Below are 26,810 nucleotides of genomic sequence, written 5' to 3' on the forward strand. Positions count from 1 at the left end.
CGGGCCAATTCGTCCATTTTCCCCGGAGATTTTTCCCGATGAAGTCCCTGCTTGCGCTGTTCTCGGTTGCCGTTCTCGCCACCTCCGCCTCGTCCGCTTTCGCCCAGTCGGCCGAAATGATCCCGCCGGAAATGGCACCGCGCTCGGTCGGCAAGGACGGCATGGTCTGCGGCAAGGTCGAAAAGGCCCGCTACGCCGAAGGCTCCGAAGGCCAGCCGACCTTCCTGTACATGGGCGGCGCCTTCCCGCGCCACACCTTCTCGGCCCGCATCGCCGGTGCGAACCGCGGCAAGTTCAGCTTCCCGCTGGAAACCCTGGAAGGCAAGACCGTCTGCGTGATCGGCAAGATCGCCCGCGATGCATCGCGCGCTGAAATCGAAGTCAGCTCGCCGGCCGGCCTGAAGCTCGCCAACATCAAGTAATCCGCCGTACGCCATGCCACGCCGGCACTGGCCGGCGTGGACGTTGCAACCGGGCACGACGCCCGGACGCGTCTGCCATTGGAGATCGCACTGCTCATGCCCTGGATCAACAACCTCAAACTGATGCCGAAGTTGATGCTGACTTTCGGCGTCCTCCTGCTGGTGATGCTGCTGCAGGGCATCGTGGCCTATCGCGGCCTCTACTCGCTCAACAACGTCACCACCGAGCTGGCCGGCCACCGGATGGAAAGCATCCGTACCGCCGGTGAGATCCGCGGCATGGTCGGCGAGTACCGCAACTCGGCCTACCAGGGCCTGATCCGCGCCAGCGAAGACGTCAAGGCCGACGCGAAGAAGCGTGCCAAGGACCTGCGTGGCCAGATCGACCTGGCCATCAAGAAGTACCCCGAACTCATCGACAATCCCCAGCAGAAGAAGCTGTTCGACACCTTCGCCAAGGATTGGAAAGACTCGCTGGCCTCCTACGACGCGGTCACCGAGATGCTCGAGCTGGACCTGCCGGACGACGCCATCGACACCTTCGTCGGCGAAACCCGCAGCAAGCACCTGAAGGCCTCGTCGGCGCTCGAAGCGCTGATCGCCGAAGACAACCGGCTGGCCCGCGCCTCGCGCGAGGAAGCCGAATCCACCTATGCCGCCTCGGCCACCCTGACCGTCATCGCCCTGCTCGGCGGTGCCGCGCTGGGCCTGGTCCTGGTGTACCTGTTCGCCCGTTCGCTGGTGGGCAGCATGCGCGGCGCCGTGTCGGTGGCCAACGATGTCGCCAGCGGCAAGCTCGATGGCCACATCGACGTGAGCCGCAAGGACGAAGTGGGCGACCTGATGCAGGCCATGCAGCGCATGCAGCGCGACCTGCGCGAGCGCACCGAGACCGACCAGGCCATCGCCCGCGAGAACCTGCGCATCCGCACCGCGCTGGACTACAGCTCCACCGGCGTCTACCTCACCGACAACCAGCTCAACATCGTCTACGCCAACCGCGCCCTGGAGCAGAGCCTGTCCCAGTACCAGGACGAGCTGCGCAAGCACCTGCCCGATTTCGACGCGGGCGCCTCGCTGGTCGGCCGTCCGCTCACCGTGCTCGAGCACCGCGGCGAGATGGACGCCAGCCTGCTGGCCAACCTGAAGCAGCATGGCGTGGCCCGTCGCGCCATGCAGTTCGGCGATGCCCAGTTTGCCCAGGTGGTCTCCACCATCCGCAACGAGGAAGGCGAGAGCGTCGGCCACGTCGTGGAGTGGCGTGACCGCACCCCCGAAGCGCTGGTCGAAGCCGAAGTGGCGCGCGTGATCGCCAAGGCCGCCGCCGGCGACCTGTCCGGTCGCATCGTCGCCGAAGGCAAGGACGGCTTCTTCCTGCAGCTGGCCCAGCAGATCAACGGCCTGCTGGACGCCAACGCGGCCAGCATCGAACAGATCTCCGGCCTGCTCACCGCGCTGTCGCAGGGTGACCTCACCGTGCGCATGCACGGCGATTTCCAGGGCGTGTTCGCCACCATGCGCGACGACGCCAACGCCACCGCCGAGCAGCTCAGCGGCATCGTCACCCGCATCAAGCACTCCAGCCAGGCGATCAGTTCGGCTGCCAGCGAGATCGCCACCGGCAACAGCGACCTCTCCCGCCGCACCGAGCAGCAGGCCGCCAACCTGGAAGAAACCGCCGCCTCGATGGAGGAGCTCACCTCCACGGTGCGCCAGAACGCCGAGCACGCCCGCCAGGCCAACCAGCTCGCCATCGGTGCCCACACCGTGGCCAGCCAGGGCGGTGAAGTGGTCGGCCAGGTGGTCACCACCATGAGCGCGATCCAGACCTCGTCCAAGAAGATCGCCGAGATCATCTCGGTCATCGACGGCATCGCCTTCCAGACCAACATCCTGGCGCTCAACGCCGCCGTGGAAGCGGCGCGTGCGGGTGAGCAGGGCCGCGGCTTCGCCGTGGTCGCCTCTGAAGTGCGCACCCTGGCCCAGCGTTCGGCCGGTGCCGCCAAGGAGATCAAGGGCCTGATCGACGACTCGGTCGGCAAGGTCAACGACGGCTCGGCGCTGGTGCACAAGGCCGGCGCCACCATGGGCGAAATCGTCGCCTCGGTGCAGCGCGTGACCGACATCATGGCCGAGATCTCGGCGGCTTCGCAGGAACAGTCGGCCGGCATCGAACAGGTCAACCAGACCGTCGTGCAGATGGACGAAACCACCCAGCAGAATGCCGCGCTGGTGGAAGAAGCCACCGCCGCCGCCCGCTCGATGGAAGAACAGGCCGGCCACCTCAGCGACGCCGTGTCGATCTTCACGCTCGACGAGCAGGACGTGGCGGCACCGGTCGCCTTCAGCGCTCCGGCCCCGCGCGCACCCGTGCGCCAGGCCGCCGCCGCACCGGCAGCACCTGCCCGCCGCGCGGCTGCCCGCCCCGTCGCCACCGAACTGGCCGACGGTGACTGGCAGGAGTTCTAAGCCCGCCTGCGGCCCGTAAACCGGTACTGCAAAAGGCCCCGACACCCGTCGGGGCCTTTTTGTTGGTCAAGCTGCAATCCGCGTAGAGCCACGCCATGCGTGGCTGCTCTTCCGACCGGCACCGCGCGCAGCCACCCATGGGGTGGCTCTACAAACGCACGCATACCACGTAGAGCCACGCCATGCGTGGCTGCCCTTCCGTCCGGCACCGCGTGCAGTCACCCATGGGGTGGCTCTACGAACGCAACCCCACACCACGTAGAGCCACGCCATGCGTGGCTGCTCTTCCGTCCGGCACCGCGCGCAGCCACCCATGGGGTGGCTCTACAAACGCACCCACACAACGTAGAGCCACGCCATGCGTGGCTGCTCTTCCGTCCGGCCCCGCGCGCAGCCACCCATGGGGTGGCTCTACAAACACGACCCCACACCACGTAGAGCCACGCCATGCGTGGCTGCTCTTCCGTCCGGCAGCGCGTGCAGCCACCCATGGGGTGGCTCTACAAACGCGACCCCACACCACGTAGAGCCACGCCATGCGTGGCTGCTCTTCCGTCCGGCACCGCGCGCAGCCACCCACGGGGTGGCTCTACAAACGCACCCATACCGCGTAGAGCCACGCCATGCGTGGCTGCTGTTCCGTCCAGCCCCACATGCATCCACCCATGCGATGCCGCTACGCGGGACGTCGCGCCGCACACCGCCCCCGCTCCAACCTGAATACGCTCAGCCACACCGCCTCAATACGCGCGCCCTGCGGCCGATAACAGCATTGCCGCGACACGTTCGTCGATCAAAGACCCCTGCCCATGAATCTGCTCAGCCGCTGGAACCAGTCCTTCGCCAACCTGTCGGTCAGGCGCAAGCTCAACCTGCTCACCGCCCTCATCGCCGTGGGCGTCATCGCCCTGGCCATCATTGCCGCGCGCATGCAGTACCTGGATCTGGCGGAAACCCGCAAGGACGCGCTGAAGACCCAGGTCGAACTCAGCTACGGCATCCTGGACCACTACAAGCGCCTGGCCACCACCGGCGAGCTCACCGAGGACGCCGCCAAGGCGGCCGCGCTGCAGGCACTGGAGGTCATGCGCGCCGACAACGACAGCGCGTACTACAACGTGCTCGACACGAAATACACGCTGCTGATGCATCCCTTCGCCCGCGACCGCGTCGGCAAGGTGCAGAAGGACTACACCTCCAAGGACGGCGTGCCGATCTACCTGCAGCAGGTGGACATGGCCCGGTCCGGCGGCGGCTTCACGTACTACAAGACCACCAAGCCCGGCAAGGATGACCTGATCGAAAAAGTCACCTACGCCGACATGTACGCGCCCTGGCAGTGGGTCGTGACCAGCGGCGTCTACATGGACGATGTGCAGTCCGACGCTCTGGCCTTCACCGCCGTGATGACCGTGGCCGGCGGCGTGGTCGTGCTGATCGTGCTGGCGCTGAGCTGGCTGATCGGCAACCGCATCACCCTGCCCCTGCGCCAGGCCACCCACGTGGCCGAGAGCATCGCCGCGGGCAAGCTGGACAGCCGCATCGGCGCCCAGGCCCACGACGAACCGGGCCGCCTGCTCGAAAGCATGGGCCGCATGCAGAAACAGCTGCACGCGGTGATCAGCGGCCAGCGCGAGATGGCCAGCCAGCACGAGGCCGGCCAGACCCGCTTCCGCATGGACGAGAGCGCCTTCCCCGGCGAGTACGGCCTGATGGTGCACGAGACCAATGCCCTGGTCGGCGCCCACGTACAGACCATGGACGACGTGCTGCAGGTGGTGCAGCGCTATGCGGTGGGCGACCTGCACGCCGACATCGCCCGCTACCCGGGCGAGAAGGCCGGGATCACCACCACGGTGGACACGGTCAAGCGCAACCTGGGCAGCATCAACGACGAAATCAAGCGCCTGGCCGGCGCCGCGGCAGCCGGTGATTTCAGCCAGCGCGGCGACACCGCCCGCTTCGACCACGACTTCCGCCTGATGATCGCCAACCTCAACGCGATGATGCAGGTCAGCGACGACAACCTGGGCAAGCTCTCGCTGCTGCTGTCCGGCATCGCCGAGGGCGACCTGACCGTGCGCATGCACGGCGACTTCCAGGGCGTGTTCGCGCGGATGCGCGACGACGCCAACGCCACCGTCAGCCAGCTCACCCAGATCGTCGGCCAGATCCAGGCCTCGGCCGGCAGCATCAACCAGGCCGCGGGCGAGATCGCTTCGGGCAACACCGATCTGTCGCGTCGCACCGAGCAGCAGGCGGCCAACCTGGAAGAAACCGCCGCCTCGATGGAGGAGCTCACCTCCACCGTGCGCCAGAACGCCGAGCACGCCCGCCAGGCCAACCAGCTGGCCATCGGCGCGCATGGCGTGGCCAGCCAGGGCGGCGAGGTGGTCGGCCAGGTGGTCACCACCATGAGCGCGATCGAAGCCAGCTCGCGCCGCATCGCCGAGATCATCTCGGTCATCGACGGCATCGCCTTCCAGACCAACATCCTGGCGCTCAACGCCGCGGTGGAAGCGGCGCGTGCGGGTGAGCAGGGCCGCGGCTTCGCGGTGGTCGCCTCCGAGGTGCGCACCCTGGCCCAGCGTTCGGCCGGGGCCGCCAAGGAGATCAAGGGCCTGATCGACGACTCGGTGGCCAGCGTCGCCGATGGTTCGGCCCTGGTACGCAAGGCCGGCAGCACCATGGGCGAGATCGTCGCCTCGGTGCAGCGCGTGACCGACATCATGGCCGAGATTTCGGCGGCCTCGCAGGAGCAGTCGGCCGGCATCGAACAGGTCAACCAGACCGTCACCCAGATGGACGAAACCACCCAGCAGAACGCCGCGCTGGTGGAAGAAGCCACCGCCGCCGCGCGTGCCATGGAAGAACAGGCCACCCAGCTCGCCGATGCCGTGGCCATCTTCCGCCTGGACAACCAGGTCGCGGCCGCAGTCAGCGCGGTGACCGCGCGCGTGGTCGTGCCCGCCGCGCTGCGCCCCACGGCCAGGGGCGGCGCCGCACCGGTCGCGCGGCTGCAGCCGGCGCCCCGTGCGCAGCGCAGCCCCACCCCTGACGACGGCAACTGGCAAGAGTTCTGAGCCCTTGCGGCGGCCACCCGGCCGCCGCCTCCCCACCCCCATCGAGTGCGCCCGTGTCCACGCCTTCCGCTCCTGCCGCCACCGCCCAGAACGGCCGCGAATTCGAGTTCGCCGACCGCGATTTCCGCCGGGTCTGCGACCTGATCTACCAACGCGTCGGCATCTCGCTGGCGCCGGCCAAGCGCGATATGGTCTATGGCCGTCTCTCGCGCCGCCTGCGCGCGCTCGGCCTGCGCAGCTTCACCGAGTACCTGGACCAGCTCGAAAAGGACGGCGGCGAGGAGTGGCAGGCGTTCACCAACGCGCTCACCACCAACCTCACCGCGTTCTTCCGCGAACCGCACCACTTCGAGAAGCTCGACACCGAACTGCGTGCGCGCGCCGGCCACGGCACGCTGCAGCTGTGGTCGTGCGCGGCCTCCACCGGCGAAGAGCCCTACTCCATGGCGATCACCGCCTGCGAAGCGTTCGGCACGCTCAAGCCGCCGGTGCGCATCCTGGCCACCGACGTGGACACCCAGGTGCTGGCCACCGCCAGCCGCGGCGTCTACGCCATCGACCGCGTGTCCGGGCTCGATCCGGCGCTGAAGAAGCGTTACTTCCAGCGCGGCAGCGGCCCCAACGAGGGCCACTGCCGGGTCAATCCGGCGCTGCGCGACCTGATCGACTTCCGCCCGCTCAACCTGCTGGCCCCGCGCTATGACGTCGGCGGTCCGTTCGACGCGCTGTTCTGCCGCAACGTGATGATCTATTTCGACAAGCCCACCCAGCGCGGCATCCTGTCGCGCCTGATCCAGCACATGGGCGACGATGGCCTGCTCTACACCGGCCACTCGGAGAACTACCTGCACGCCGCCGACCTGATCCAGCCGTGCGGTCGCACCCTGTACAAGCGCGCGCCCGGAGCACCGGCATGAATGTAGCGGTGCGCAACGACGATGTGATGCGGTACTTCGACAGCCGCTTCAAGGTGACCGCGGCCAAGCTGCTGCCCACCCAGTACCTGGTGGTGGATGACGACACCGCACTGACCACCACGCTGGGCTCGTGCGTGGCCGCCTGCCTGCGCGACCCGGTGCTCAAGATCGGCGGCATGAACCATTTCCTGCTGCCGGAGGGCAACGTCGGCGACGGCGCGCCCGCGCGCTACGGCAGCTACGCCATGGAACTGCTGATCAACGACCTGCTCAAGCGCGGCGCCCATCGCAAGCGCCTGGAAGCCAAGGTGTTCGGTGGGGCCAACGTGCTCAAGGGCTTCACCAGCAACCCGGTCGGCACCCGCAACGCCGAGTTCGTGCGCCAGTACCTGCAGGCCGAGCACATTCCGGTGCTGGCCGAAGACCTGTGCGGCATCCATCCGCGCAAGGTGTGGTTCTTCGCCACCACCGGCCGGGTAGTCGTCCAGCGCCTGCCGCATGCCCACGAGGCCGAAGTGGCCGCGACCGAATCGGCGGTGCGTGCGCGCCTGTCCAAGGCCCCGGTCACCGGCGGCGTGGAGTTGTTCGAATGACCCAGAACGGCCCCTGCCGCGTGCTGATCGTCGACGACTCCGCCGTCGTCCGGCAGATGCTCAGCGAAATCCTCGCCAGCGATCCCGGCATCGAGGTGGTCGGCACCGCCGCCGACCCGCTGCTCGCACGCGAGAAGATCAAACGCCTGGCCCCGGACGTGATCACCCTGGACGTGGAAATGCCGCGCATGGATGGCCTGGCGTTCCTGGAAAACCTGATGCGCCTGCACCCGCTGCCGGTGGTGATGATCTCCTCGCTCACCGAGCGCGGCGCCGACACCACCCTGCAGGCCTTGGCGCTGGGCGCGGTGGACTTCGTCTCCAAGCCCAAATTCGACGTCGCCCGCGGCCTGCAGGGCTATGCCGAGGAAATCATCGGCAAGGTCAAGATGGCCGCGCGCTCGCGGGTACGCACCCTCGCCCGCCCGATCACCCCGCGCATCACCCTCGATACCGTGGCAGCCGCCGCGCCGGCACGCAGCATCCAGTTCCGCACCACCGACCGCCTGATCGCCATCGGTGCCTCGGCCGGCGGCACCGAAGCCCTGCGCGTGGTGCTCGAAGGCATGCCCGCCGACGCCCCGGCCGTGGTGATGACCCAGCACCTGCCCGCCGCCTTCAGCACCCCCTTCGCCGAACGCCTCGACCGTCATTCGGCGATGTCCGTGCGCGAAGCCACCGACGGCGAAGCCGTGCTGGCCGGCCACGCCTACCTGCCGCCCGGCGGCAAGCATCTACGCATCATCCGCGACGGTGCGCGCTGGCGCTGCCGCGTCGATGACGGCCCGGCCGTCAACCGCCACAAACCGGCGGTGGACGTGCTGTTCCGCTCGGTCGCCGAAAGTGCCGGCGGCAACGCCATTGGCGCCATCCTCACCGGCATGGGCGACGACGGCGCCCGCGGCCTGCTCGAACTGCGCAACGCCGGCGCCCCCACGCTGGTGCAGGACGAAGCCACCAGCGTGGTCTGGGGCATGCCGGGCGCCGCCTACAAGCTGGGCGCCGCCGAAGAAATGGTGCCCCTGGAGCGCATCGCCGACCGCCTGATGGCCCTGGCGCGCGCCTAGCCCCTGCCTGCCGGTAGTGCCACGCCATGCGTGGCACCCCCTTACCGCGCGCATCCGCACCGCACGTCCCGGTACTGCCACGCCATGCGTGGCAACCCCCGCCGCATGCACGCACGCACGCACGCCACACCGTACACCCGGATTTTTCCAAGGAGCACCACCGTGAGAGCCTCACATCACACCCTCCGTTGCATGCTGCTGTGCAGCCTGCTGCTGTCCACGCCGGCCTTCGCCGCCGACCCGGTCAGCGCCACTGCGGATGCCGCCACGCCCACCCCGGCCCCTGGCGCGAACGCCACACCGGCCGCCGTCACCGACGCCAGCACCGATGCCACACTCGCCACCGCGCTGGCCGCCCCGGCCACCGCCGTCGACTGGCGCAAGCAGATCATCGTGCGCAGCCGGCCCGGCACCGGCACCCGCGACACTGAGAACGACAAAGGCACCCTGCGCCTGGTGGTCCGCAGCGACACCGCCAAGGTGACCGCGCTGAAGGTCGGCGAGTTCGCGCTGCGCGCGCTCGGCGGCTACGGCACCACCCGCACCTTCTCCAAGGACGACCTCAAGGGTGAGCTCATCCCCGATCTGCCCAGCCCCGCCCACGACGCCCTGCCGGGCCTGCTCGCCGAGCGGCTGGACCGCTATTTCAGCGCCCATCCCGGCGCCATTCCCGGCGAGAGCCACATCCTGGAAGCGCGTACCACGCAATGGACGCTGGTGTATCAGGACCTGGCCCCCGGGGCCACCGCCTACGAGCTGCGTCACGAGCTGAACATCGGGTTCCCGATCGCCAGCGTGCTGCGCGGGCCGGCCGGTCGCAACGTGCAGTGCAACACCCCGCCGCAGGTGGCCACCCTGCAGGAATGGCAGGCCGACGACTATGCCAAGGTCCGGCAGGCCTCTCGCCAGGTCGCCGAAGCGTGCGCTGAAGTGTTCGCCGCGCAGTTGCCCAACCTGTTGCAGGACGTGGCCAACGAAGAGGCCGTCGCGCTCAAGCTCGCCGCCGCCAACAACACGCCGAAGGAAGGCGACGCTGCCGCGGCCAAATCGCGCATCCGCATCTTCGGCGCCAATGGCCAGGGCATCACCATGCTCACCGATGCGCCGTGCCGCGAGCAGTACAGTGGCAAGATCGAGGTAGTGCGTTCGGCGGGCCGGGCCATCGGCAGCGTGTTCGGCGGTGCGCCGGACAATGTCTCGCTGGGCATGCCCGAGACCGACACCGTGCACAACATGAAGAGCTTCGCCTTCTCCAAGCCCAACTACCAGGAGTTCGAGGTGGCCGGCGGCCGTCCGCTGATCTTCGATGCCCGCATCGAGAACACCAACGACTACCGCTGCGCGGCCGACCTCTCGCTGCAGTTCATCCCCGAACCGGGCGCCGACTACGAGGTCTTCATGAAGATCGGTGGCGGCATGTGCCTGCTCTACAGCACCAAGGTGGCAAAGGACGGCACGCTGCAGAACAACCCGGTCGTGCAGCCCCGCACCTCCTGCCAGGCCCCGGCCCAGCCCGCGCTGCGCGCACGCGTGGAGATGGCGGTGTTCCTGTTCGAGCCCGGCACGGTGCACTACCGCAGCCTGGGCCTGGGCAACGACGACGCCCTGAACACCCTGCCCGACAGCGCCGACAACGCCGCCCGCTTCCAGGAGGTGCTGCAGCAGACCGCTGCCCTGCCCGGCACGCGCGTCTGCGTGGTCGTGCCCGACCTGGACTACACCAGCACGCTGCATGGCCCGCTGGAGGCGATGGTGCTGGACAAGGGCCCGGCCCTGCCCGGCCTGTGGGAAACCGCCGCCACGGTCAACCTCAAGCGCGGCGCCGCCGCCGGTAGCGCCATCGACCTCGCTGCGGCCACCCGGCATTGCCAGAGCCTGCCCCGGGCTGCGTTCGATCCGCGCTGATCGCCAGACCGCCTTGAATGGCAACCGCGCCCCCGCCGGTCGGCAGGGGCGCGGCAACGTCACTGGCCCCAGTACAACCGCATGGGGTTGTCTACAAGCAGCCTTCGCTGCTCTTCGGCGCTCACCGCAATGCGCGGAATGACATCGACCAGCGCGCCGTCATCGGGCATGTGCGAGGTCAGGTTCGGGTGCGGCCAATCGGTGCCCCACAGCACGCGGTCCGGGAAGCGCTCCACCAGGTGGCGTGCGAACGGCACCACATCGTCATAGGTCGGCGGACCGCTCTGCGACAGACGTTCCGGGCAGCTGACCTTGCTCCACACATTCGGGTGCTCGTCCATCAGCCGCACGAACTGCTGGAAGGCCGGGCCCTCCACGGGCTGGCTCACATCCGGCCGCCCCATGTGGTCCACCACCACAGTGGTGGGCAACGAGGTGAAGAACGCCCAGCGCTCGGCCAGGTCGGCCGCCTCGAAATACACCACCACATGCCAGCCCAGGGGCGCGATCCGCTCGATGATTGCCCGGTAGTACGCGTCAGGCTTGGGGTCCACCAGGCGGCGCACGAAGTTGAAGCGCACCCCGCGCACACCGGCGGCGTGCAGCGCCTGCAGTTCGGCGTCGGTCACGCTGTCGCGCACGGTCGCCACGCCGCGTGCCCTGCCTTCGGAGGCCAGCAGCGCGTCGACCAGCGCGCGGTTGTCGGCGCCATGGCAGGTGGCCTGCACGATCACGTTGCGGCTGAAGCCCAGCCGGTCACGCAACGCAAACAGCTGGTCCTTGCCCGCATCGCATGGGGTGTACTTGCGCTCGGGCGCATACGGAAACTGTTCCCCCGGGCCGAACACATGGCAATGCGCGTCCACCGCGCCAGGCGGCGGCACGAACCTCGGCACGCTTGGGGCCGGGCAGAAATCCAGCCAGTCAGCGTCTTTCACGAATGCACTCATCACAGCCCCCTCGCCTTCAATTGCGCGTCCAGACGCGGATATACCCTGCGCGCGTTGCCTTCGAACACCTTGCGCCGGTCGGCGTCGGACAGCCCCAGCGCCTCCACATAACGCAGCGTGTCGTCGAAGTACTGCCCGGTCTCCGGGTCGATGCCGCGCACCGCCCCTACCATCTCCGACCCGAACAGGATGTTGTCGATATCGATCACCTTGAACAGCAGGTCGATGCCCGGCTGATGATAGACGCAGGTGTCGAAGAACACGTTCTTCATGACATGCTCGTTCAGCGATGGCTTGCCCAGCATGTCCGCCAGCCCGCGGAAGCGGCCCCAGTGGTACGGCACCGCGCCGCCGCCATGCGGGATGATGAAGCGCAGGTCCGGGAAATCACGGAACAGGTCGCCCTGCAAGAACTGCATGAACGCGGTGGTATCGGCGTTGAGATAGTGCGCGCCGGTGGCGTGGAAGTTGGAATTGCAGCTGCCCGACACGTGCACCATCGCCGGTACGTCCAGCTCCACCATCTTCTCGAAGAACGGGTACCAGGCGCGATCGGTGAGCGGCAGGCCGGTCCAATGCCCGCCGGAAGGATCCGGGTTGAGGTTGCAGCCGACGAAGCCGAGCTCGTTGACGCAACGCTCCAGTTCGGCAATCGAATGGGCGATCGGCACACCCGGTGACTGTGGCAGCTGGCAGACACCGATGAAGGTGTCCGGGTACAAACCGACCACGCGCGCGATAAGGTCGTTGCAGCGGCGCGTCCACTCCGCGCTGACCTGTTCGTCGCCGATGTGATGGGCCATGGTGCTGGCACGCGGCGAGAAAATGGTCATGTCCGCGCCGCGCTCGCGCAGCAGTCGCAACTGGTTGCCCTCCACGCTCTCGCGCAGCTCGTCATCGCTGATCAGGGGGTAGACCGGCGCGGGCAGGGACGCATCGTTGAAATGCGCCACCTGCTGCTTGCGGAACGCGTCGTGGCTGGCGGGGGCGGTCGTGTAGTGACCGTGGCAGTCGATGATCATGGAATGGCCTCGTGGGGGAGGAATCACCAGCCGAACAGCTGGGCGAAATGCACGTCCACGCGCAGCCCGACGATGAGTGCATCGGGGATGTCGGTGATGCGGGTGGGTGCGTAAATGGGGTCGGGGTTGATGACGTACTGCACGTTGGGCATCAGCCGCACGCCCTTGTAGACCGCCCAGCCGTAACTGAGCTCGGCGATAATCTCGTCGGCGTGTGGTGCGCCGCTGCCGCCGTTGCGGGTGCGGCGATCACGCAGGTAGTCGATCTGCTCGTCACTGAAATGCGTGTTGGAGACGAACATCGCCATCGTGTCCTGGTCGCGGCCGGCGAAGGTGCCGGTCTTGACGAAGCCGGCCGAGAAGAAGGTGTCGATCGGCGCTTCGTTGCCCGTGTTTACGTACGCGCGTGCAAACAACGCGAGATTGCGCTTGCCTGCACCCCGCCAGACGGTCTGGTCGGCCATCGCATACCCGCCCGCCCGTGCCCCCTCCTGCACCGCCGTCGGTCTGCCGGTCAGCGCCGCCGAGTTGCCGTTGGCGTCGTAGTAGGAGCTCTTGCCCCCATCGCTGTTGCGGTACATGCCCAGGCGGTAGGTCCGCGGCAGGCGGTCGTTGGCAAAGGTGGTCTGGTAGCCCACCTCGTAGGCGGTGATGGTGCCGGTGCCCTCGCCCACCGAGAAGTCCAGCCCGTTCTCGCCGGCCTGGTTCAACGCGTTGTTGTAGTCGAACGCGCCGGCCTGTGCGTACCAGCGGTCGCCCACGTCGTAGCGCACGATGCCGGCCCAGGACGAATTCGGATACGCGGTGATGCCCAGGTCGGTGATCGCCCCATACGGGGTCAGGCACATCGCGTTGCTCATAAATACGCAGTTGAGCGCGGAGTTGTTGAAGTAGCTGTTCACCGGCGCGCGACCGGCGGTGATGCTCAGCCCGTTATCGAAGCGATGACGCACGGTGAGCCGGGTCAGACGCCCACCGGCCACCGGCCGCCAGGTCTGCTGGGCACTGATCGAATTGCCGATCTTCTCGCGCGCCAGGTTGCGACCGGCAAACCACGCCCACTGCGCATCGACGTCGGTGTTGTGCACGCCCCACAGAGTATCGAGGTCGAACTTCGACTGGGCCATCACCCAGTAAGAGCCCTTGGTGCCCTGCTCGACACCGCCCACCGGATTGGAGGCCACGTTGCCGACCAGATCCAGGGTGAGATCGACCCCGTCGGGCAGGCTGCCCTTGGAGGCGGGTGCCCCAGCGAACGCGGGAGCGGCCAGACTGGCGGCAACAAGCACGCACAGCGTGCGGCGGGAAATCAACGACACAAGCGCCTCCTGTCCGGGGCCAGGGCCCCGGAACGAAGTGGAATTCGGAAGGGCCGCAGCGGTGCTGCAGCCGCAGGATCAGACCGGTTGCACGCCCAGCACGCGGCGTCGCAGTCGGCGCGTGCCGATCTGTTCGGCCAGCACCGTCTCGTCCAGCTTGCCTTCCCACTTGGCGATCACCAGCACGGCGACCGCATTGCCGATCAGGTTCACGAAGGTCAGCCCTTCGGCGAGGATGCGGTGGATGCCCAGGATCAGCGCGATGCTCGCCACCGGAATGGTGCCGGTGGTGCCCAGCGTCGCGGCCAGGACCACGAACGCCGCACCGGCCACGCCAGCGGCACCCTTGGAGGTCAGCAGCAGCACCGCGATGAGGCCCAGTTGGTGCCACACGGTCAGCTCGGTATTGGTGGCCTGCGCCAGGAACAGCGCCACGGTGGTCAGGTACAGGCACGTGCCGTCGAGGTTGAACGAGTAGCCGGCCGGGATCACGAACCCCACCACGCCCTCCTCGCAGCCGAGCTTCTTCATCTTCTCGATGAGGCGCGGCAGCACGGTCTCGGTGGAGGTGGTCGCCGCCACGATCACGATCTCATCGCGCAGGTAGCCCAGCAGCCGCCACAGGCTGGCGCCGGTCCACCAGCACACGCTGCCCAGCACCAGTACGGTGAACACGCCGCAGACCACGAAGAACTCGATGATCAGCTCGCCCAGCGACAACAGGGAGCCGGCACCGAACTGACCCACCGTAAAGGCAATCGCACCAAACGCGCCGATCGGGGCGAAGTACATGATGTAGCCGATGATCTTGAACAACGCCGAGGACGTCGCCTCGATCACCTTCATCACCGGCTCGCCGCGCTCGCCCACCGCCGCAAGCGCCACGCCGAACAGCACTGCCACGAACAGGACCTGCAGCACATGCGCCTCGGTGAACGCGCTGACCAGCGTGTTGGGGATGATCGCCATGATGTAGGACACGATCGACTGGTCATGCGCGGTGTGCACATAGCCCTGGATGCTGGCCATGTCGATGGTCGCCGGGTCGATGTTCATGCCCGCGCCTGGCTGCCACAGGTCCACCGCCACCAGGCCGATGATCAGCGCCAGGATGGTGATCACCTCGAAATAGACCAGCGACTTCAGCGCCAGCCGCCCGACACTGCGCATGTCGCGCATGCCGGCGATGCCGTGCACCACCGTCACGAAGATGATCGGCCCGATCATCATCCGGATCAGCTTGATGAAGGCGTCACCAAAGGGTTTCATCGCAGAGCCGATATCCGGCTGCAGCCACCCCAGCACCACCCCGATCACGGTACCGGCCAGTACCTGGAACCACAGTTGGCCAAGAATGCCGAAGCGGCCCGGCCGCTTCTCTACAACGGTCATATCAACCCTCCCAGGTTGCAAGAATAGGGACGTCGCGCGTATTCAGTCGAACAGCACGCCATCGAACAGTTTTCTGGCGGTTCGCAGCACCGCTGCGCGGGTCACCTGCCCCGCCTCGTCCAGGTCCAGCACGCAGCCTGTACTGCCGCTGGGGTGTTCCACCGCCAACGTCTGTCTGGTGCCAGCGGGGAGCACGGCCAACGCATGCGCGGGCGAGCCCGGCAGCAGGCAGGCAGTGGCCACGCTCACCGCGCCCAGCACCCCGATCGAGGCATGGCAGCGATGCGGAATGAACGAGCGCACGCAGATCGCCCCGCCGTCGCGCGGCGCGGCTATCAGCATCATTTTCGGTACCGACTGCGCACTGACATCGCCCAGGTTCATCATCGGGCCGGCCTGCAGGCGGATCGCTTCCAGTCGTGCTTTCAGTGCCTCATCGGCGTCCAGCGTCTGCCGATCCTCGTACCCGCTGATGCCCAGGTCGGCCGCGCGAAGCACCACGCACGGCATCCCGTTGTCGATCAGGGTCGTCTCGATGCCGTCGATCAGGTCCAGCGCACGCCCGGACGGTAGCAACGCACCACAGCTGGACCCGGCCGTATCCTCGAAGGTCAGCGGAATCGGTGCGGCCGTGCCCGGAACGCCGTCGATGCGCGCCCGGCCTTCATAGCGCACGCGCCCATCGGGCGTCTGCACCGTCGCACGCGCGATCTTGCCGGTGTTGGCCATGAAGATCCGCACATCAGTCTGCCCGGAGGACGCGGCGACAAGCCCACGCTCGATCGCGAACGGGCCGACACCGGCCAGCATGTTGCCGCAGTTCTGTGCATCGCTGACCAGCGCCTGGCCCACGAACACCTGCAGGAAGAGGTAGTCCACGTCGGCATCGTCACTTGCGGACGGTGACACCACGGCCACCTTGGAGGTCAATGGATCAGCCCCGCCCATGCCGTCGATCTGGCGTGCATCCGGCGAGCCGTAGGCACGCAGCAGGTAGGCGTCGCGCGCAGCCACGTCGACGGGCAACTCCGAGGCGAGGAAGAACCCGCCTTTGGAGGTGCCACCGCGCATCCACATCGCGCGCACGCCCTTACTCATAGCGCAGGCCCTTGGCCGCCAGGCGTTCGCGCATGGCGTAGATGTCCAGGCCCAGTTCGCCGTTGGCCAGCCGCGCGCGCTTGTCCGCTTCGCGGGCCGCGCGCGCCTGCGCCTCGCCGGCCACGCGCGCCGCGTCGGTGCGCGGCACGATGCACACGCCATCGTCGTCTGCGATCACCACGTCGCCGGGGTTCACCAAAGCGCCGCCGCAGACCACCGGTACGTTCACCGACCCCAACGTTCCCTTGACCGTGCCCTGGGCGTGAATGGCCCGGCTCCACACCGGGAAGCCCATCGCGGTGAGGTCGCGCACATCGCGCACCCCGGCATCGATCACCAGCCCCCGGCAACCGCGCACCTGCGCGGACGTCGCCAGCAGGTCGCCGAAATAACCATCCGTGCAGTCGCTGGTCGGCGCCACCACCAGGATGTCGCCCTCGCGCAGCTGCTCGATGGCCACGTGCATCATCCAGTTGTCGCCTGGCGGCACCGACACCGTGATTGCGCTGCCGCCAATGCGCGCCCCGCTGTAGATCGGGCGCAACCGGGGATGCAGCAGGCCAGAGCGGCCCTGCGCTTCGTGTGCGGTGGCGACACCAGCCTGGGCCAGTACCGCGATAAGCGCCGGATCAGCGCGTTCGATCTGGGTGACTACGCGGGACATCCATCCATCCTTCGTTGGTGATGGCCCAGTCTTGTCTGGCTGCCCGCACCCCCTCAAGATCGTTTTTCGTTACAGCCATTGGGTTTGGTTATAGTTGATCCATGGATGCGACCCTGGACCTGAACCTCAAGCACCTGCATGCACTGGCGGCCGTGTACCACCACGGCGGCATCAGCGCCGCCGCGCCACAGGTCAACCTGTCCCAGCCCGCGTTGACCCAAGCCATCACCCGGCTGGAGAAGCAGCTGGACAGCGTGCTGTTCGACCGCCAGCCCGGAGGCATGGCCCCCACCGAAGCCGCGCGCCTGCTGGTACCGCGCATCGAACGGGCGCTGGCCTACATCGCCCACGGCGTGCGTGCCGCCCGACGCACCCAGCGCCTGCCTGCGTTACCGGCCATCGAGCGCCGCGTCACCCTTGGCCAGCTACGCGCACTGGCCGCCGTGGATAGTGCCGGCAGCTTCACCCTGGCCGCCGCTCGAAGCGGCGTCTCGCAGCCGGCCATGTATCGCGCGGTTCATGACTTGGCCGAGGTCATTGAAATTCCCCTTACGCTGCGCCGTGGCAAAACCGTGCAGGCCACCCCGGCGGCCACGCGCATGCTGAGACCGGTGCGGCTGGCGCTGTCAGAGTTGGCGGCCGGCGTGGACGACCTCGCCACGCTGCGATCGGAACTTGCCGGCCGGGTAACCCTCGGTGTCATGCCACTGGCCCGCGCCATCCTGCTGCCGCAGGTGCTGGCCCGCTTCGCCCGCGCCCACCCCGGCGCCTCGGTCAACGTGATCGAAGGCCCCTACGCGGAACTGCTGGGTGACCTGCGCGAAGGCAGCCTGGACCTGCTGATTGGCGCGATGCGCGACAGCCTTCCGGCGCGCGACGTCGCCCAGGAAGGCCTGTTCGACGATGATCCGGTGATCGTGGCGCGCAGCGGCCACCCGCTGGCCAGCCACCCGCGCTTCGCGTTCACCCGCCTGCTCGCCTACCCCTGGGTGATCGCTGCCACCGGCGCCCCGGTCCGCGCCCGCTGGGAGCGCATGTTCCGCCAGCAGGGCCATGAACCGCCGCGCCTGCGCATCGAATGCGGCTCGGTCCTGATCACCCGTGGCCTGCTGCTGGAAGACGACTGGCTCACCCTGATGTCGCGCGACCAGTTCGTGCTCGAACGCCGTGCCGGGCTGCTCCGCGAGATTGGCAGCGCCGGCGACCACCTGCGCCGCCGCATCGGACTTACCACCCGCGCCGACTGGCACCCCACCCGGCTACAGCAGGCGTTCGTGGAAACCTTCCGGCGGGTATGTGCCGAGCGCACTGATGACGGCACCGATGCTGCGTGGCCGTTCCGCTACCCGTGACCGACGCCGGGAATGTCGCTGCAGCACATTGATGGTCGAACTCGGCGATCCCTACGAGCGCTCATGGGCCGAAGCCGACCGCGATCGCCACCACGTCCTTCTCTCGTAGATAACCGCAGTTGCCGAATCCAGCCTGATAAAAGATGCACGTCCGGCTTGTGCGGGGACGAGCCTGTACCTGCAGCGTAAGTTCGTTCAATACGCCCCGGTGCAATTCCAATCAGGCGGACTGACGTCAGGCACGAGGGAGCACGTATTGGTACCCGGACCGTGATAATTGAAGGAGAGGCTGAATCTCTCCTCTGCGCTGGATGAGTAGTGGTACATCACACCAACCGAGTCGTAATCGAGATCAGCACCCTCATAACCGCCGCCAAGCTCTTGAAGGCTCCGTGGATATCGTCCAGCTGTTGAACGGAAAGCTTCCAGAGCACTGATGATTTCCGCGCCTTTTTCCATGCCATGCACCCCTTTACGGCCCTCGCCTGGCGGCTGGCAGGATGCCAGGAGGCAACAGATCCCCAAGAATGGCAGGCGGAGAGTGTGAATTCGTTTCATTGGCCACATCCACATTGCGTACGACTGGGCACGCTGTAAAGCGCAGCCTCCGATAGATCCGAAGAGAGTTGATCTTTATCCTGATTGATATCTGCATCCTCCCAGTTCTGAGCTTGAGCTTCGCCACATCCCGCATTGGGTCGACGACCACGCGCGGCGTCCGGCAACTCTCCGCGGATGACCACCTGCTCGCAATACATAATAGGCATCTGTTCGCCCATCCAACGTTCAACCGGCCTCAAATCAGGCGCAGCCAACCGAAAAGAGAACGGCTCCCTCGGACCTCCCCTGTTCTTGGCCAACAGCAGTAGATCCCGCCCCTCTGAGCGCATCTCACCCAACTTCTCAAGCTTGTCTCTGGCAAGCATCCCCTGCTGGCGAATCTCTCGCGAAATCCAGGGTGTCCGCAATCATCACGTCGATGATGGAAGCCCCAGTCGCCATGTAACCACGTCAACATCTGGCCCAGGACTTTTTACTAGACAGGCTCGCAGACGGGTGCAGGTCGGCGCAAACGTCGAGGAACACCCATGCCTAACAGCCTCATTCCCTGTGCTGGCACGTCAATTGTGTTTTTTACGCTCACAGGTCCTCGCAGGACGCGCCGCACTATGCCAGCAGCACGTCGTTAAGGCCGAAAAATCCTGAGCACCTGCAGCGCCCGAGACCATCGACGGCCCTGCTACCGCCGCGCCCAGCAGAGTGCCGATGTGAAGATCACGATATTTCATTATTTTCCCTTCCCTGGCTGCCACGCCGCGACTGACGCAAGACCTTGGCAGGCCAATCAAGATTCCCGTTCCCGCATTGAGCCAATCAATCGGTATGACAATCAATATGGCAGAAGCCATTTAGATCACATCAGGCAGGGAATCAGACTTTTCTGCCCCCTGCAATCGATTCGTCTTCCAAATGCAGACACTCGCCGTTGCGCGTGCCCGTTCGGCGTGTTCAAGTAGGTCGGTCTGCGGAATGTAATGCAATCTCTGGCTGTCGTCCTTACCCGCTCAGGGTATCGCAGCCGACGCGAATCACCCTGTCCCTCACAACGGAGCGTGAGCATGAAACACCCCTGGATGCGATTGTTGGCGATCGCGCTGCTGGCAGCCCCGATCGCCCCCACCGTCGCCAGCGGCGATCTATTTCAGTTCAACGCCACCCAAGGGGATGTCAGCTTCACGCTGATGATGCACGGGCGTGAGGATATCGGTGCGATCCACGTGGTCTGGACGGGTGCGCCAGCGGCGGACCGCAATCTTCCTTACCGGCAGTACTACGTCGAGTTCGACCGCGCCAGACAGCGCCTCTATGTCCGCCCGCGCAAACGTGACGGCCTTCCGTGGTTCGAGCTGGACGTCGTCGGCAGCCAGGGGGATGTGCGCTTCTTGGGCCGGCGCCTGCACGGCGAGGCAGACTGGGATATCCGGTAGGCGACACAAAAACCCCCGGCCTGCGCCGGGGGTTTTTCGTTAACACATCAACCGATCAGCAGATCAGGCAGCAACCGTCTTGGCCACGTCCTGGTAATCCTCGATCTGGTCGAAGTTCATGTAGCGGTAGATGTCCTTGCTGCTGGCATCGAGCACGCCGATGTCGGCCATGTACTCTTCCTTGGTCGGGATGCGGCCCAGACGCGAGCAGATCGCGGCCAGTTCGGCCGAGCCCAGGTACACGTTGGAGTTGCGGCCCAGACGGTTCGGGAAGTTGCGGGTCGAGGTCGAGAACACCGTCGCGCCCTCGCGCACCTGCGCCTGGTTGCCCATGCACAGCGAGCAGCCCGGCATTTCCATGCGCGCACCGGCGGTGCCGAAGGTGCCGTAATGGCCTTCCTTGGTCAGCTCCGACGCGTCCATCTTGGTCGGCGGCGCCACCCACAGCTTGGTCGGGATGTCGCGCTTGCCTTCCAGCAGCTTGGCGGCCGCACGGAAGTGACCGATGTTGGTCATGCACGAACCGATGAACACTTCGTCGATCGCCGCGCCGGCCACGTCCGACAGCGTCTTGACGTCGTCCGGATCGTTCGGGCAGGCCACGATCGGCTCGTGGATGTCGGCCAGGTCGATCTCGATGACGGCCGCGTACTCGGCATCGGCATCGCCTTCCAGCAGCTCCGGGTTGGCCAGCCAGGCTTCCATCTTCTCGATGCGGCGCGCCAGCGAACGGGCGTCCTGGTAACCCTCGGCGATCATCCACTTCAGCAGCGTGATGTTGCTGGTGAGGTACTCGATGATCGGCTCCTTGTTCAGGTGCACCGAGCAACCGGCGGCCGAACGTTCGGCCGAGGCATCGGACAGTTCGAACGCCTGCTCGACCTTCAGGTCCGGCAGGCCTTCGATTTCCAGGATGCGACCGGAGAAGATGTTCTTCTTGCCGGCCTTGGCCACGGTCAGCAGGCCGGACTTGATCGCGTACAGCGGGATCGCGTTGACCAGGTCACGCAGGGTCACGCCCGGCTGCATCTTGCCCTTGAAGCGGACCAGCACCGATTCGGGCATGTCCAGCGGCATCACGCCGGTGGCCGCGGCGAAGGCGACCAGGCCCGAGCCGGCCGGGAACGAAATGCCCACCGGGAAACGGGTGTGCGAGTCGCCGCCGGTGCCGACGGTGTCGGGCAGCAGCATGCGGTTGAGCCAGCTGTGGATCACGCCGTCGCCCGGGCGCAGCGAGATGCCGCCACGGGTGGAGATGAACTCCGGCAGCGTGTGGTGGGTCTTGACGTCCACCGGCTTCGGGTAGGCGGCGGTGTGGCAGAACGACTGCATCACCAGGTCGGCCGAGAAGCCCAGGCAGGCCAGGTCCTTCAGCTCGTCACGGGTCATCGGGCCGGTGGTGTCCTGCGAGCCCACCGAGGTCATCTTCGGTTCGCAGTAGGTGCCCGGGCGCATGCCCTGGCCTTCCGGCAGGCCACAGGCGCGGCCAACCATCTTCTGCGCCAGCGAGAAGCCCTTGCCGGTGTCCGGCGGGTCCATCGGCAGGCGGAACAGATCGGTCGGGGCCAGGCCCAGCGCATCACGCGCCTTGGCGGTGAGGCCGCGGCCGATGATCAGCGGAATGCGGCCACCGGCGCGCACTTCGTCGAACAGCACGTCGGACTTGACCTTGAACTCGGCGATGACCGCGCCGTCCTTCAGGGCCTTGCCGTCGTACGGGCGCAGCTCGATCACATCGCCCATGTTCATCTGCGACACGTCGAGTTCGATCGGCAGCGCGCCGGCGTCTTCCATGGTGTTGTAGAAGATCGGCGCGATCTTCGAGCCCAGGCACACGCCGCCGAAGCGCTTGTTCGGGATGAACGGAATATCTTCGCCGGTGAACCACAGCACCGAGTTGGTGGCCGACTTGCGGCTGGAGCCGGTGCCGACCACGTCGCCCACGTAGGCCACCAGGTGGCCCTTGTCCTTCAGCGATTCGATGAACTTGACCGGGCCACGCTTGCCGTCTTCTTCCGGTTCGATGCCATCGCGCTTGTTCTTCAGCATCGCCAGCGCGTGCAGCGGGATGTCCGGGCGGGTGGTGGCATCCGGGGCCGGCGACAGGTCGTCGGTGTTGGTTTCGCCGGTCACCTTGAGCACGGTGATGGTCAGGCTCTCGGGCACCTGCGGGCGGCTGGTGAACCACTCCGCATCGGCCCAGCTCTGCAGCACGCCCTGGGCGTTGGCATTGCCGGCCTTGGCCTTTTCCTGCACGTCATGGAACGCATCGAACACCAGCAGGGTGTTCTTCAGCGCGTCGGCGGCGATCGCGCCGACGGCGCTGTCGTCCAGCAACTGGACCAGCGGGGCGACGTTGTAACCACCGAGCATGGTGCCCAGCAGTTCGGTGGCGCGCTCGCGGCTGATCAGCGCATTGGTTTCGCTGCCGAAGGCGATCGCGGCCAGGTAGGAGGCCTTGACCTTGGCGGCGTCATCGACGCCGGCCGGCACGCGGTGGGTCAGCAGTTCCAGCAGGAACTCGGCCTCGCCGGCGGGCGGGTTCTTCAGCAGTTCGATGACGTCGGCCGTCTGCTGGGCGCTCAGCGGCAGCGGCGGGATGCCAAGCGCGGCGCGCTCGGCTACGTGGTGGCGGTAGGCTTCCAACATGACAACTCCCGGGTGATTCTTTGAAAGAATGCGGTTTAAAAGTATGGGCTCAGGCGTGCGGCACGATCAGCTTCAGGCCCTTGAAGTAGTCGCGGTAAAATTTGTCGTTCCAGGTGATCAGGCCGTCGCATTGCAGCAGTGCGTGCGAGCCGATCATGAAATCGTCGAGGCTGCGGCGGCCTTCGCCACGCTGCCGGTGGCGGCGCTGCATCTCGCCGGCGCGCAGGGCCGACTTGGCTTCCAGCGCATTGAAATGGACGCCCATCTCTTCCAGTGCTTCGAGCACTTCGGCCCCGCCACGCAACGCGGCGCAGAGTTCGGCCAGGGTCGCGCCACACACCACCACGCGCCCGCCCACCAGGTTCTGGCGCAGGCACGCCTCCACGGCGTCGGCCTGCGGGCCATTGCTCAGCAGCTCGATCAGCACCGGCGAATCGACGGCGATCATCGCGGGCTCAGCCTTCGTCACGGACGGCCTTCACGGCGGCGTCGGACGACTCGAAGCCATCCAGCGCGAACTTGCCGCGGGCGCGCGAGATCGCGTCGTCCACGCTCTTGCGCAGGATGATCCGGCCGCCTTCCAGCTCGACGGTCAACTGGGTGCCCTTGGTCAGCCCCAGGGCATCACGCACCGCCTTGGGCAGGGTGATCTGGCCGCGCTCTGCAACGGTGGCTTCCATCGGTAGGCCCTCCAAAGTATGCACAAATTATACATACTTCCGGGGGCATACTTCCACCACCGCAGTGTTCAGGGCCCTTCCCGCCCTTGCCAGGCAAAGGTTACGCAGCCCCGATGACATCCGCGATACATATCTCTATGTAGTCTGAGACCCGATGCCGCAGGCGGTAGGCCGACTGAATCGTTCATACTGGGGACGATCACCGGGCCTATAAGCCACCGGCGAACGCAAGCAGGCCCGCCCCGTGCGGACCACTGCAAGCCATCCGCAAGAGGAGTCACCCCGCATGAGCGATTCGTTCTCCACCCGCAGCCAGCTGGACGTCGGCGGCAAGACCTACGACTACTTCAGCCTGCCCAAGCTCGGACAGCAGTTCGACATCTCCCACCTGCCCTACTCGATGAAGATCCTGCTGGAGAACCTGCTCCGGCACGAGGACGGCGGTGCCACCGTCGGCCGCGATCACATCGAGGCGGTCGCCCGCTGGAACCCCAAGGCCGAGCCGGACATCGAGATCGCCTTCATGCCCGCCCGCGTGGTGCTGCAGGACTTCACCGGCGTGCCCTGCGTGGTCGACCTGGCCGCCATGCGCGATGCGGTGGTCAAGCTCGGCGGCCGACCGGAGCAGATCAACCCGCAGATTCCCTCCGAACTGGTGATCGACCACTCGGTGCAGGTGGATGTGTTCGGCACGCCCGACGCACTCGACCTCAACGGCAAGATCGAGTTCCAGCGCAACATGGAACGCTACGGCTTCCTGCGCTGGGGCCAGAAGGCGTTCGACAACTTCAAGGTGGTGCCGCCCAATACCGGCATCGTCCACCAGGTGAACCTGGAGAACCTGGCCCGCGTGGTGATGACGGCCGACAAGGACGGCAAGGCGGTCGCCTACCCGGACACCGTGTTCGGCACCGACAGCCACACCACCATGATCAACGGCATCGGCGTGCTCGGCTGGGGCGTGGGCGGCATCGAAGCGGAGGCGGCCATGCTTGGCCAGCCGTCTTCGATGCTGATCCCGCAGGTGGTCGGCTTCAAGCTGGTCGGCAGGCTGCCCGAAGGCGCCACCGCCACCGACCTGGTGCTCACCGTCACCCAGATGCTGCGTTCGCACGGCGTGGTCGGCAAGTTCGTGGAGTTCTTCGGCGAAGGCCTGCAGCACCTGCCGCTGGCCGACCGCGCGACGATCGGCAACATGGCCCCCGAATACGGCGCCACCTGCGGTATTTTCCCGATCGACAACGAATCGCTGAACTACCTGCGCCTGTCCGGCCGCAGCGAAGAACAGATCGCGCTGGTGGAGGCCTATGCCAAGGCCCAAGGCCTGTGGCACGACGCGCAGACCGCGCACGCCAGCTACAGCGCCACGCTTGAACTGGACATGGGCACGGTCAAGCCCTCGCTCGCCGGGCCCAAGCGCCCGCAGGACCGCGTGCTGCTGGAAGACGTCAAGCAGAACTACCGCGACAGCCTGGTCGGCCTCACCACCAACCGCGACAAGCGCACCGAGGATGTGTCCAACTTCGTCAACGAAGGCGGTGGCGCGGCGGTCGGCAACGAGCAGCTGGCCAAGGGCTACAGCGATGTCGAACTGGACGGCCAGAAAGTCCGCCTGAAGGACGGCGCAGTGGTCATCGCCGCCATCACCTCGTGCACCAACACCTCCAACCCGGCGGTGATGATCGGTGCCGGCCTGCTCGCCCGCAACGCGGCCGCCCGGGGCCTGGACCGCAAGCCGTGGGTGAAGACCTCGCTCGGCCCGGGTTCGCGGGTGGTCACCGATTACCTTGAAAAGGCCGGTGTGCTCACCGAGCTGGAGAAGATCGGCTTCTACGTGGTCGGCTACGGCTGCACCACCTGCATCGGCAACTCCGGCCCGCTGCCGGCCGAAGTCAGTGCCGGCATCGCCGCCGGCGACCTGGTGGTGACCTCGGTGTTGTCGGGCAACCGCAACTTCGAAGGCCGCGTGCACCCGGAAGTCAAAATGAACTACCTGGCCAGCCCGCCGCTGGTGGTGGCCTATGCGATCGCCGGCACCACCGACATCGACCTGACCACCGAGCCGCTCGGCACCGGCAGCGATGGCCAGCCGGTCTACCTGCGCGACATCTGGCCGAGCAACAAGGAAATCGGCGATGTCATCGCCGCCACCATCGGCCCGGAGATGTTCAAGCAGAACTACGCCGACGTCTTCAAGGGCGACACCCGCTGGAACACCATCAAGTCGCCCGATGGCGACCTGTACGAGTGGGACGGTGGCTCGACCTACATCAAGAACCCGCCGTACTTCGAGGGCATGACCATGCAGGTCGGGCACATCGAAGACGTGCACGGCGCGCGGGTGATGGGCCTGTTCGGCGACTCGATCACCACCGACCACATCTCCCCGGCCGGCAACATCAAGAAGGATTCGCCCGCCGGCCGCTTCCTGCAGGAACGCGGCGTGCAGCCGGCCGACTTCAACAGCTACGGCAGCCGCCGCGGCAACGATGACGTCATGGTCCGCGGCACCTTCGCCAACATCCGCATCAAGAACCTGATGTTTGGCGGCGAAGAAGGCGGCAACACGCTGTACTTCCCCAAGGACGGCGGTGAACCGCAGAAGCTGGCCATTTACGACGCGGCCATGAAGTACAAGGCCGAAGGCGTGCCGCTGGTGGTGTTTGCCGGCAAGGAATACGGCACCGGTTCCTCGCGCGACTGGGCGGCCAAGGGCACCAACCTGCTGGGCGTCAAGGCGGTGATGGCCGAGAGCTTCGAGCGCATCCACCGCTCCAACCTGGTCGGCATGGGCGTGCTGCCGCTGCAGTTCAAGGCCGGCGAGAACGCGCAGAGCCTGGGCCTGGACGGGTCGGAGACCATCGACATCAGCGGCCTGCGCGATGGCGCCAGCAAGACCGCCACGGTCACCGCGACCAAGGCCGATGGCACGACGAAGCGCTTCGAGGCGCACGTCATGCTGCTCACCCCGAAGGAAGTGGAGTACTTCAAGCACGGCGGCCTGCTGCAGTACGTGCTGCGCCAGCTCGCGGCGAAGGGCTGACAGCAGCCACCATGCCCCGCCTGCACCGCAGGCGGCGCATGGAAGCGGGCGCAGCGTTCCGACGCTTCGCCCGCTTCCGTCCGACGCCCGGTAGTGCCGAGCCATGCTCGGCACCGGCAATCCAGACCCACGCTCGCCCCCGGTAGTGCCGAGCCGTGTTCGGCACCGGCAATCCAGACCCACGCGCGGCACCGTCC

The 26,810-nt window shown here is 66.8% G+C and carries 19 protein-coding genes; 10 read left to right on the top strand and 9 right to left on the bottom strand.

All coding sequences use genetic code 11. From position 1 onward, the window contains the following. Positions 1-38 precede the first annotated feature (38 nt). From AC1DGC_RS15890 to AC1DGC_RS15920, 7 genes are all read left to right on the top strand, one after another. Entirely contained in the window at positions 39-422 is a 384-nt protein-coding gene (locus tag AC1DGC_RS15890) for a hypothetical protein (RefSeq protein ID WP_259202505.1), read from the top strand. A gap of 96 nt (positions 423-518) precedes the next feature. Continuing rightward, positions 519-2,891, top strand: a complete 2,373-nt coding sequence (locus tag AC1DGC_RS15895; RefSeq protein ID WP_259202503.1) for a methyl-accepting chemotaxis protein — start codon at positions 519-521, stop codon at positions 2,889-2,891. Positions 2,892-3,700: 809 nt separating this feature from the next. After that, positions 3,701-5,974: a methyl-accepting chemotaxis protein gene (locus tag AC1DGC_RS15900; protein WP_259202501.1), complete on the top strand. Its 2,274-nt coding sequence runs from the start codon at positions 3,701-3,703 to the stop codon at positions 5,972-5,974. 53 nt (positions 5,975-6,027) lie between these two features. Next, positions 6,028-6,891 (top strand): CheR family methyltransferase, encoded by an 864-nt coding sequence (locus AC1DGC_RS15905; protein WP_259202499.1) that lies wholly within the window; start codon positions 6,028-6,030, stop codon positions 6,889-6,891. Beyond that, positions 6,888-7,484 (top strand): chemoreceptor glutamine deamidase CheD, encoded by a 597-nt coding sequence (gene cheD, locus AC1DGC_RS15910; RefSeq protein WP_259202497.1) that lies wholly within the window; start codon positions 6,888-6,890, stop codon positions 7,482-7,484. Before AC1DGC_RS15905 ends, cheD begins: the two co-directional genes overlap by 4 nt. After that, entirely contained in the window at positions 7,481-8,551 is a 1,071-nt protein-coding gene (locus AC1DGC_RS15915; protein ID WP_259202496.1) for a protein-glutamate methylesterase/protein-glutamine glutaminase, read from the top strand. Before cheD ends, AC1DGC_RS15915 begins: the two co-directional genes overlap by 4 nt. Before the next feature lie 162 nt (positions 8,552-8,713). Continuing rightward, a complete protein-coding gene (locus AC1DGC_RS15920; RefSeq protein WP_478048318.1) occupies positions 8,714-10,456 on the top strand; it encodes a hypothetical protein in 1,743 nt (580 codons plus the stop codon). 59 nt (positions 10,457-10,515) lie between these two features. On the opposite strand, the gene AC1DGC_RS15925 is transcribed toward AC1DGC_RS15920, so the two are convergent. The 6 genes from AC1DGC_RS15925 to AC1DGC_RS15950 form a co-directional block, all read right to left on the bottom strand. Then, entirely contained in the window at positions 10,516-11,394 is an 879-nt protein-coding gene (locus AC1DGC_RS15925) for an amidohydrolase family protein (protein WP_259202492.1), read from the bottom strand. An 11-nt stretch (positions 11,395-11,405) separates the two neighbouring features. Next, entirely contained in the window at positions 11,406-12,428 is a 1,023-nt protein-coding gene (locus AC1DGC_RS15930) for an amidohydrolase family protein (protein ID WP_394163751.1), read from the bottom strand. A 23-nt stretch (positions 12,429-12,451) separates the two neighbouring features. Further along, positions 12,452-13,747 carry a carbohydrate porin gene (locus AC1DGC_RS15935; protein ID WP_478048319.1) on the bottom strand — a complete coding sequence of 432 codons (1,296 nt, stop codon included), beginning with the start codon at positions 13,745-13,747 and terminating at the stop codon, positions 12,452-12,454. A gap of 78 nt (positions 13,748-13,825) precedes the next feature. After that, positions 13,826-15,139 (bottom strand): C4-dicarboxylate transporter DctA, encoded by a 1,314-nt coding sequence (gene dctA / locus AC1DGC_RS15940; RefSeq protein ID WP_259202489.1) that lies wholly within the window; start codon positions 15,137-15,139, stop codon positions 13,826-13,828. 42 nt (positions 15,140-15,181) lie between these two features. Continuing rightward, the gene (locus AC1DGC_RS15945; protein ID WP_478048320.1) at positions 15,182-16,237 is read right to left on the bottom strand and encodes a 4-oxalomesaconate tautomerase; all 1,056 of its coding nucleotides are present in this window, start codon (positions 16,235-16,237) and stop codon (positions 15,182-15,184) included. Then, positions 16,230-16,901, bottom strand: a complete 672-nt coding sequence (locus AC1DGC_RS15950) for a 4-carboxy-4-hydroxy-2-oxoadipate aldolase/oxaloacetate decarboxylase (RefSeq protein ID WP_478048321.1) — start codon at positions 16,899-16,901, stop codon at positions 16,230-16,232. The genes AC1DGC_RS15945 and AC1DGC_RS15950 overlap by 8 nt, the downstream gene beginning before the upstream one ends. Before the next feature lie 101 nt (positions 16,902-17,002). Between AC1DGC_RS15950 and AC1DGC_RS15955 the strand changes: the two genes are divergently transcribed. Both AC1DGC_RS15955 and AC1DGC_RS15960 read left to right on the top strand, forming a co-directional pair. Continuing rightward, on the top strand, positions 17,003-18,253 hold the full coding sequence (locus AC1DGC_RS15955) for a LysR family transcriptional regulator (RefSeq protein ID WP_310439032.1): 1,251 nt from the start codon (positions 17,003-17,005) through the stop codon (positions 18,251-18,253). A 1,619-nt stretch (positions 18,254-19,872) separates the two neighbouring features. After that, positions 19,873-20,241, top strand: coding sequence for a hypothetical protein (locus AC1DGC_RS15960; protein ID WP_478048322.1), 369 nt, complete (start codon positions 19,873-19,875; stop codon positions 20,239-20,241). Positions 20,242-20,304: 63 nt separating this feature from the next. Here the strand turns inward: AC1DGC_RS15960 and acnB are convergent, their stop codons facing one another. Genes acnB through AC1DGC_RS15975 form a run of 3 tightly spaced genes read right to left on the bottom strand, consistent with a single transcriptional unit; the run spans position 20,305 to position 23,570 of the window. Then, entirely contained in the window at positions 20,305-22,890 is a 2,586-nt protein-coding gene (gene acnB / locus AC1DGC_RS15965) for a bifunctional aconitate hydratase 2/2-methylisocitrate dehydratase (RefSeq protein WP_394163746.1), read from the bottom strand. Between the two features lie 49 nt (positions 22,891-22,939). Further along, the gene (locus tag AC1DGC_RS15970; RefSeq protein WP_259202483.1) at positions 22,940-23,338 is read right to left on the bottom strand and encodes a type II toxin-antitoxin system VapC family toxin; all 399 of its coding nucleotides are present in this window, start codon (positions 23,336-23,338) and stop codon (positions 22,940-22,942) included. 7 nt (positions 23,339-23,345) lie between these two features. Further along, complete coding sequence (locus AC1DGC_RS15975) at positions 23,346-23,570, bottom strand: AbrB/MazE/SpoVT family DNA-binding domain-containing protein (RefSeq protein ID WP_259202482.1); 225 nt, start codon at positions 23,568-23,570, stop codon at positions 23,346-23,348. Between the two features lie 286 nt (positions 23,571-23,856). Between AC1DGC_RS15975 and acnA the strand changes: the two genes are divergently transcribed. Then, positions 23,857-26,613 carry an aconitate hydratase AcnA gene (gene acnA / locus AC1DGC_RS15980; protein ID WP_259202480.1) on the top strand — a complete coding sequence of 919 codons (2,757 nt, stop codon included), beginning with the start codon at positions 23,857-23,859 and terminating at the stop codon, positions 26,611-26,613. Positions 26,614-26,810: the final 197 nt, after the last annotated feature.

This window comes from Stenotrophomonas sp. 05N37 (assembly GCF_056397365.1).

Bases quoted from the DNA above. Each gene is read 5' to 3' on its own strand.
- AC1DGC_RS15890 (WP_259202505.1), top strand. From the start codon at position 39: ATGAAGTCCCTGCTTGCGCTGTTCTCGGTTGCCGTTCTCGCCACCTCC.
- AC1DGC_RS15895 (WP_259202503.1), top strand. From the start codon at position 519: ATGCCCTGGATCAACAACCTCAAACTGATGCCGAAGTTGATGCTGACT.
- AC1DGC_RS15900 (WP_259202501.1), top strand. From the start codon at position 3,701: ATGAATCTGCTCAGCCGCTGGAACCAGTCCTTCGCCAACCTGTCGGTC.
- cheD (WP_259202497.1), top strand. From the start codon at position 6,888: ATGAATGTAGCGGTGCGCAACGACGATGTGATGCGGTACTTCGACAGC.
- AC1DGC_RS15915 (WP_259202496.1), top strand. From the start codon at position 7,481: ATGACCCAGAACGGCCCCTGCCGCGTGCTGATCGTCGACGACTCCGCC.
- AC1DGC_RS15930 (WP_394163751.1), bottom strand. From the start codon at position 12,428: ATGATCATCGACTGCCACGGTCACTACACGACCGCCCCCGCCAGCCAC.
- dctA (WP_259202489.1), bottom strand. From the start codon at position 15,139: ATGACCGTTGTAGAGAAGCGGCCGGGCCGCTTCGGCATTCTTGGCCAA.
- AC1DGC_RS15945 (WP_478048320.1), bottom strand. From the start codon at position 16,237: ATGAGTAAGGGCGTGCGCGCGATGTGGATGCGCGGTGGCACCTCCAAA.
- AC1DGC_RS15950 (WP_478048321.1), bottom strand. From the start codon at position 16,901: ATGTCCCGCGTAGTCACCCAGATCGAACGCGCTGATCCGGCGCTTATC.
- AC1DGC_RS15955 (WP_310439032.1), top strand. From the start codon at position 17,003: ATGGATGCGACCCTGGACCTGAACCTCAAGCACCTGCATGCACTGGCG.
- AC1DGC_RS15960 (WP_478048322.1), top strand. From the start codon at position 19,873: ATGAAACACCCCTGGATGCGATTGTTGGCGATCGCGCTGCTGGCAGCC.
- acnB (WP_394163746.1), bottom strand. From the start codon at position 22,890: ATGTTGGAAGCCTACCGCCACCACGTAGCCGAGCGCGCCGCGCTTGGC.
- AC1DGC_RS15970 (WP_259202483.1), bottom strand. From the start codon at position 23,338: ATGATCGCCGTCGATTCGCCGGTGCTGATCGAGCTGCTGAGCAATGGC.
- AC1DGC_RS15975 (WP_259202482.1), bottom strand. From the start codon at position 23,570: ATGGAAGCCACCGTTGCAGAGCGCGGCCAGATCACCCTGCCCAAGGCG.
- acnA (WP_259202480.1), top strand. From the start codon at position 23,857: ATGAGCGATTCGTTCTCCACCCGCAGCCAGCTGGACGTCGGCGGCAAG.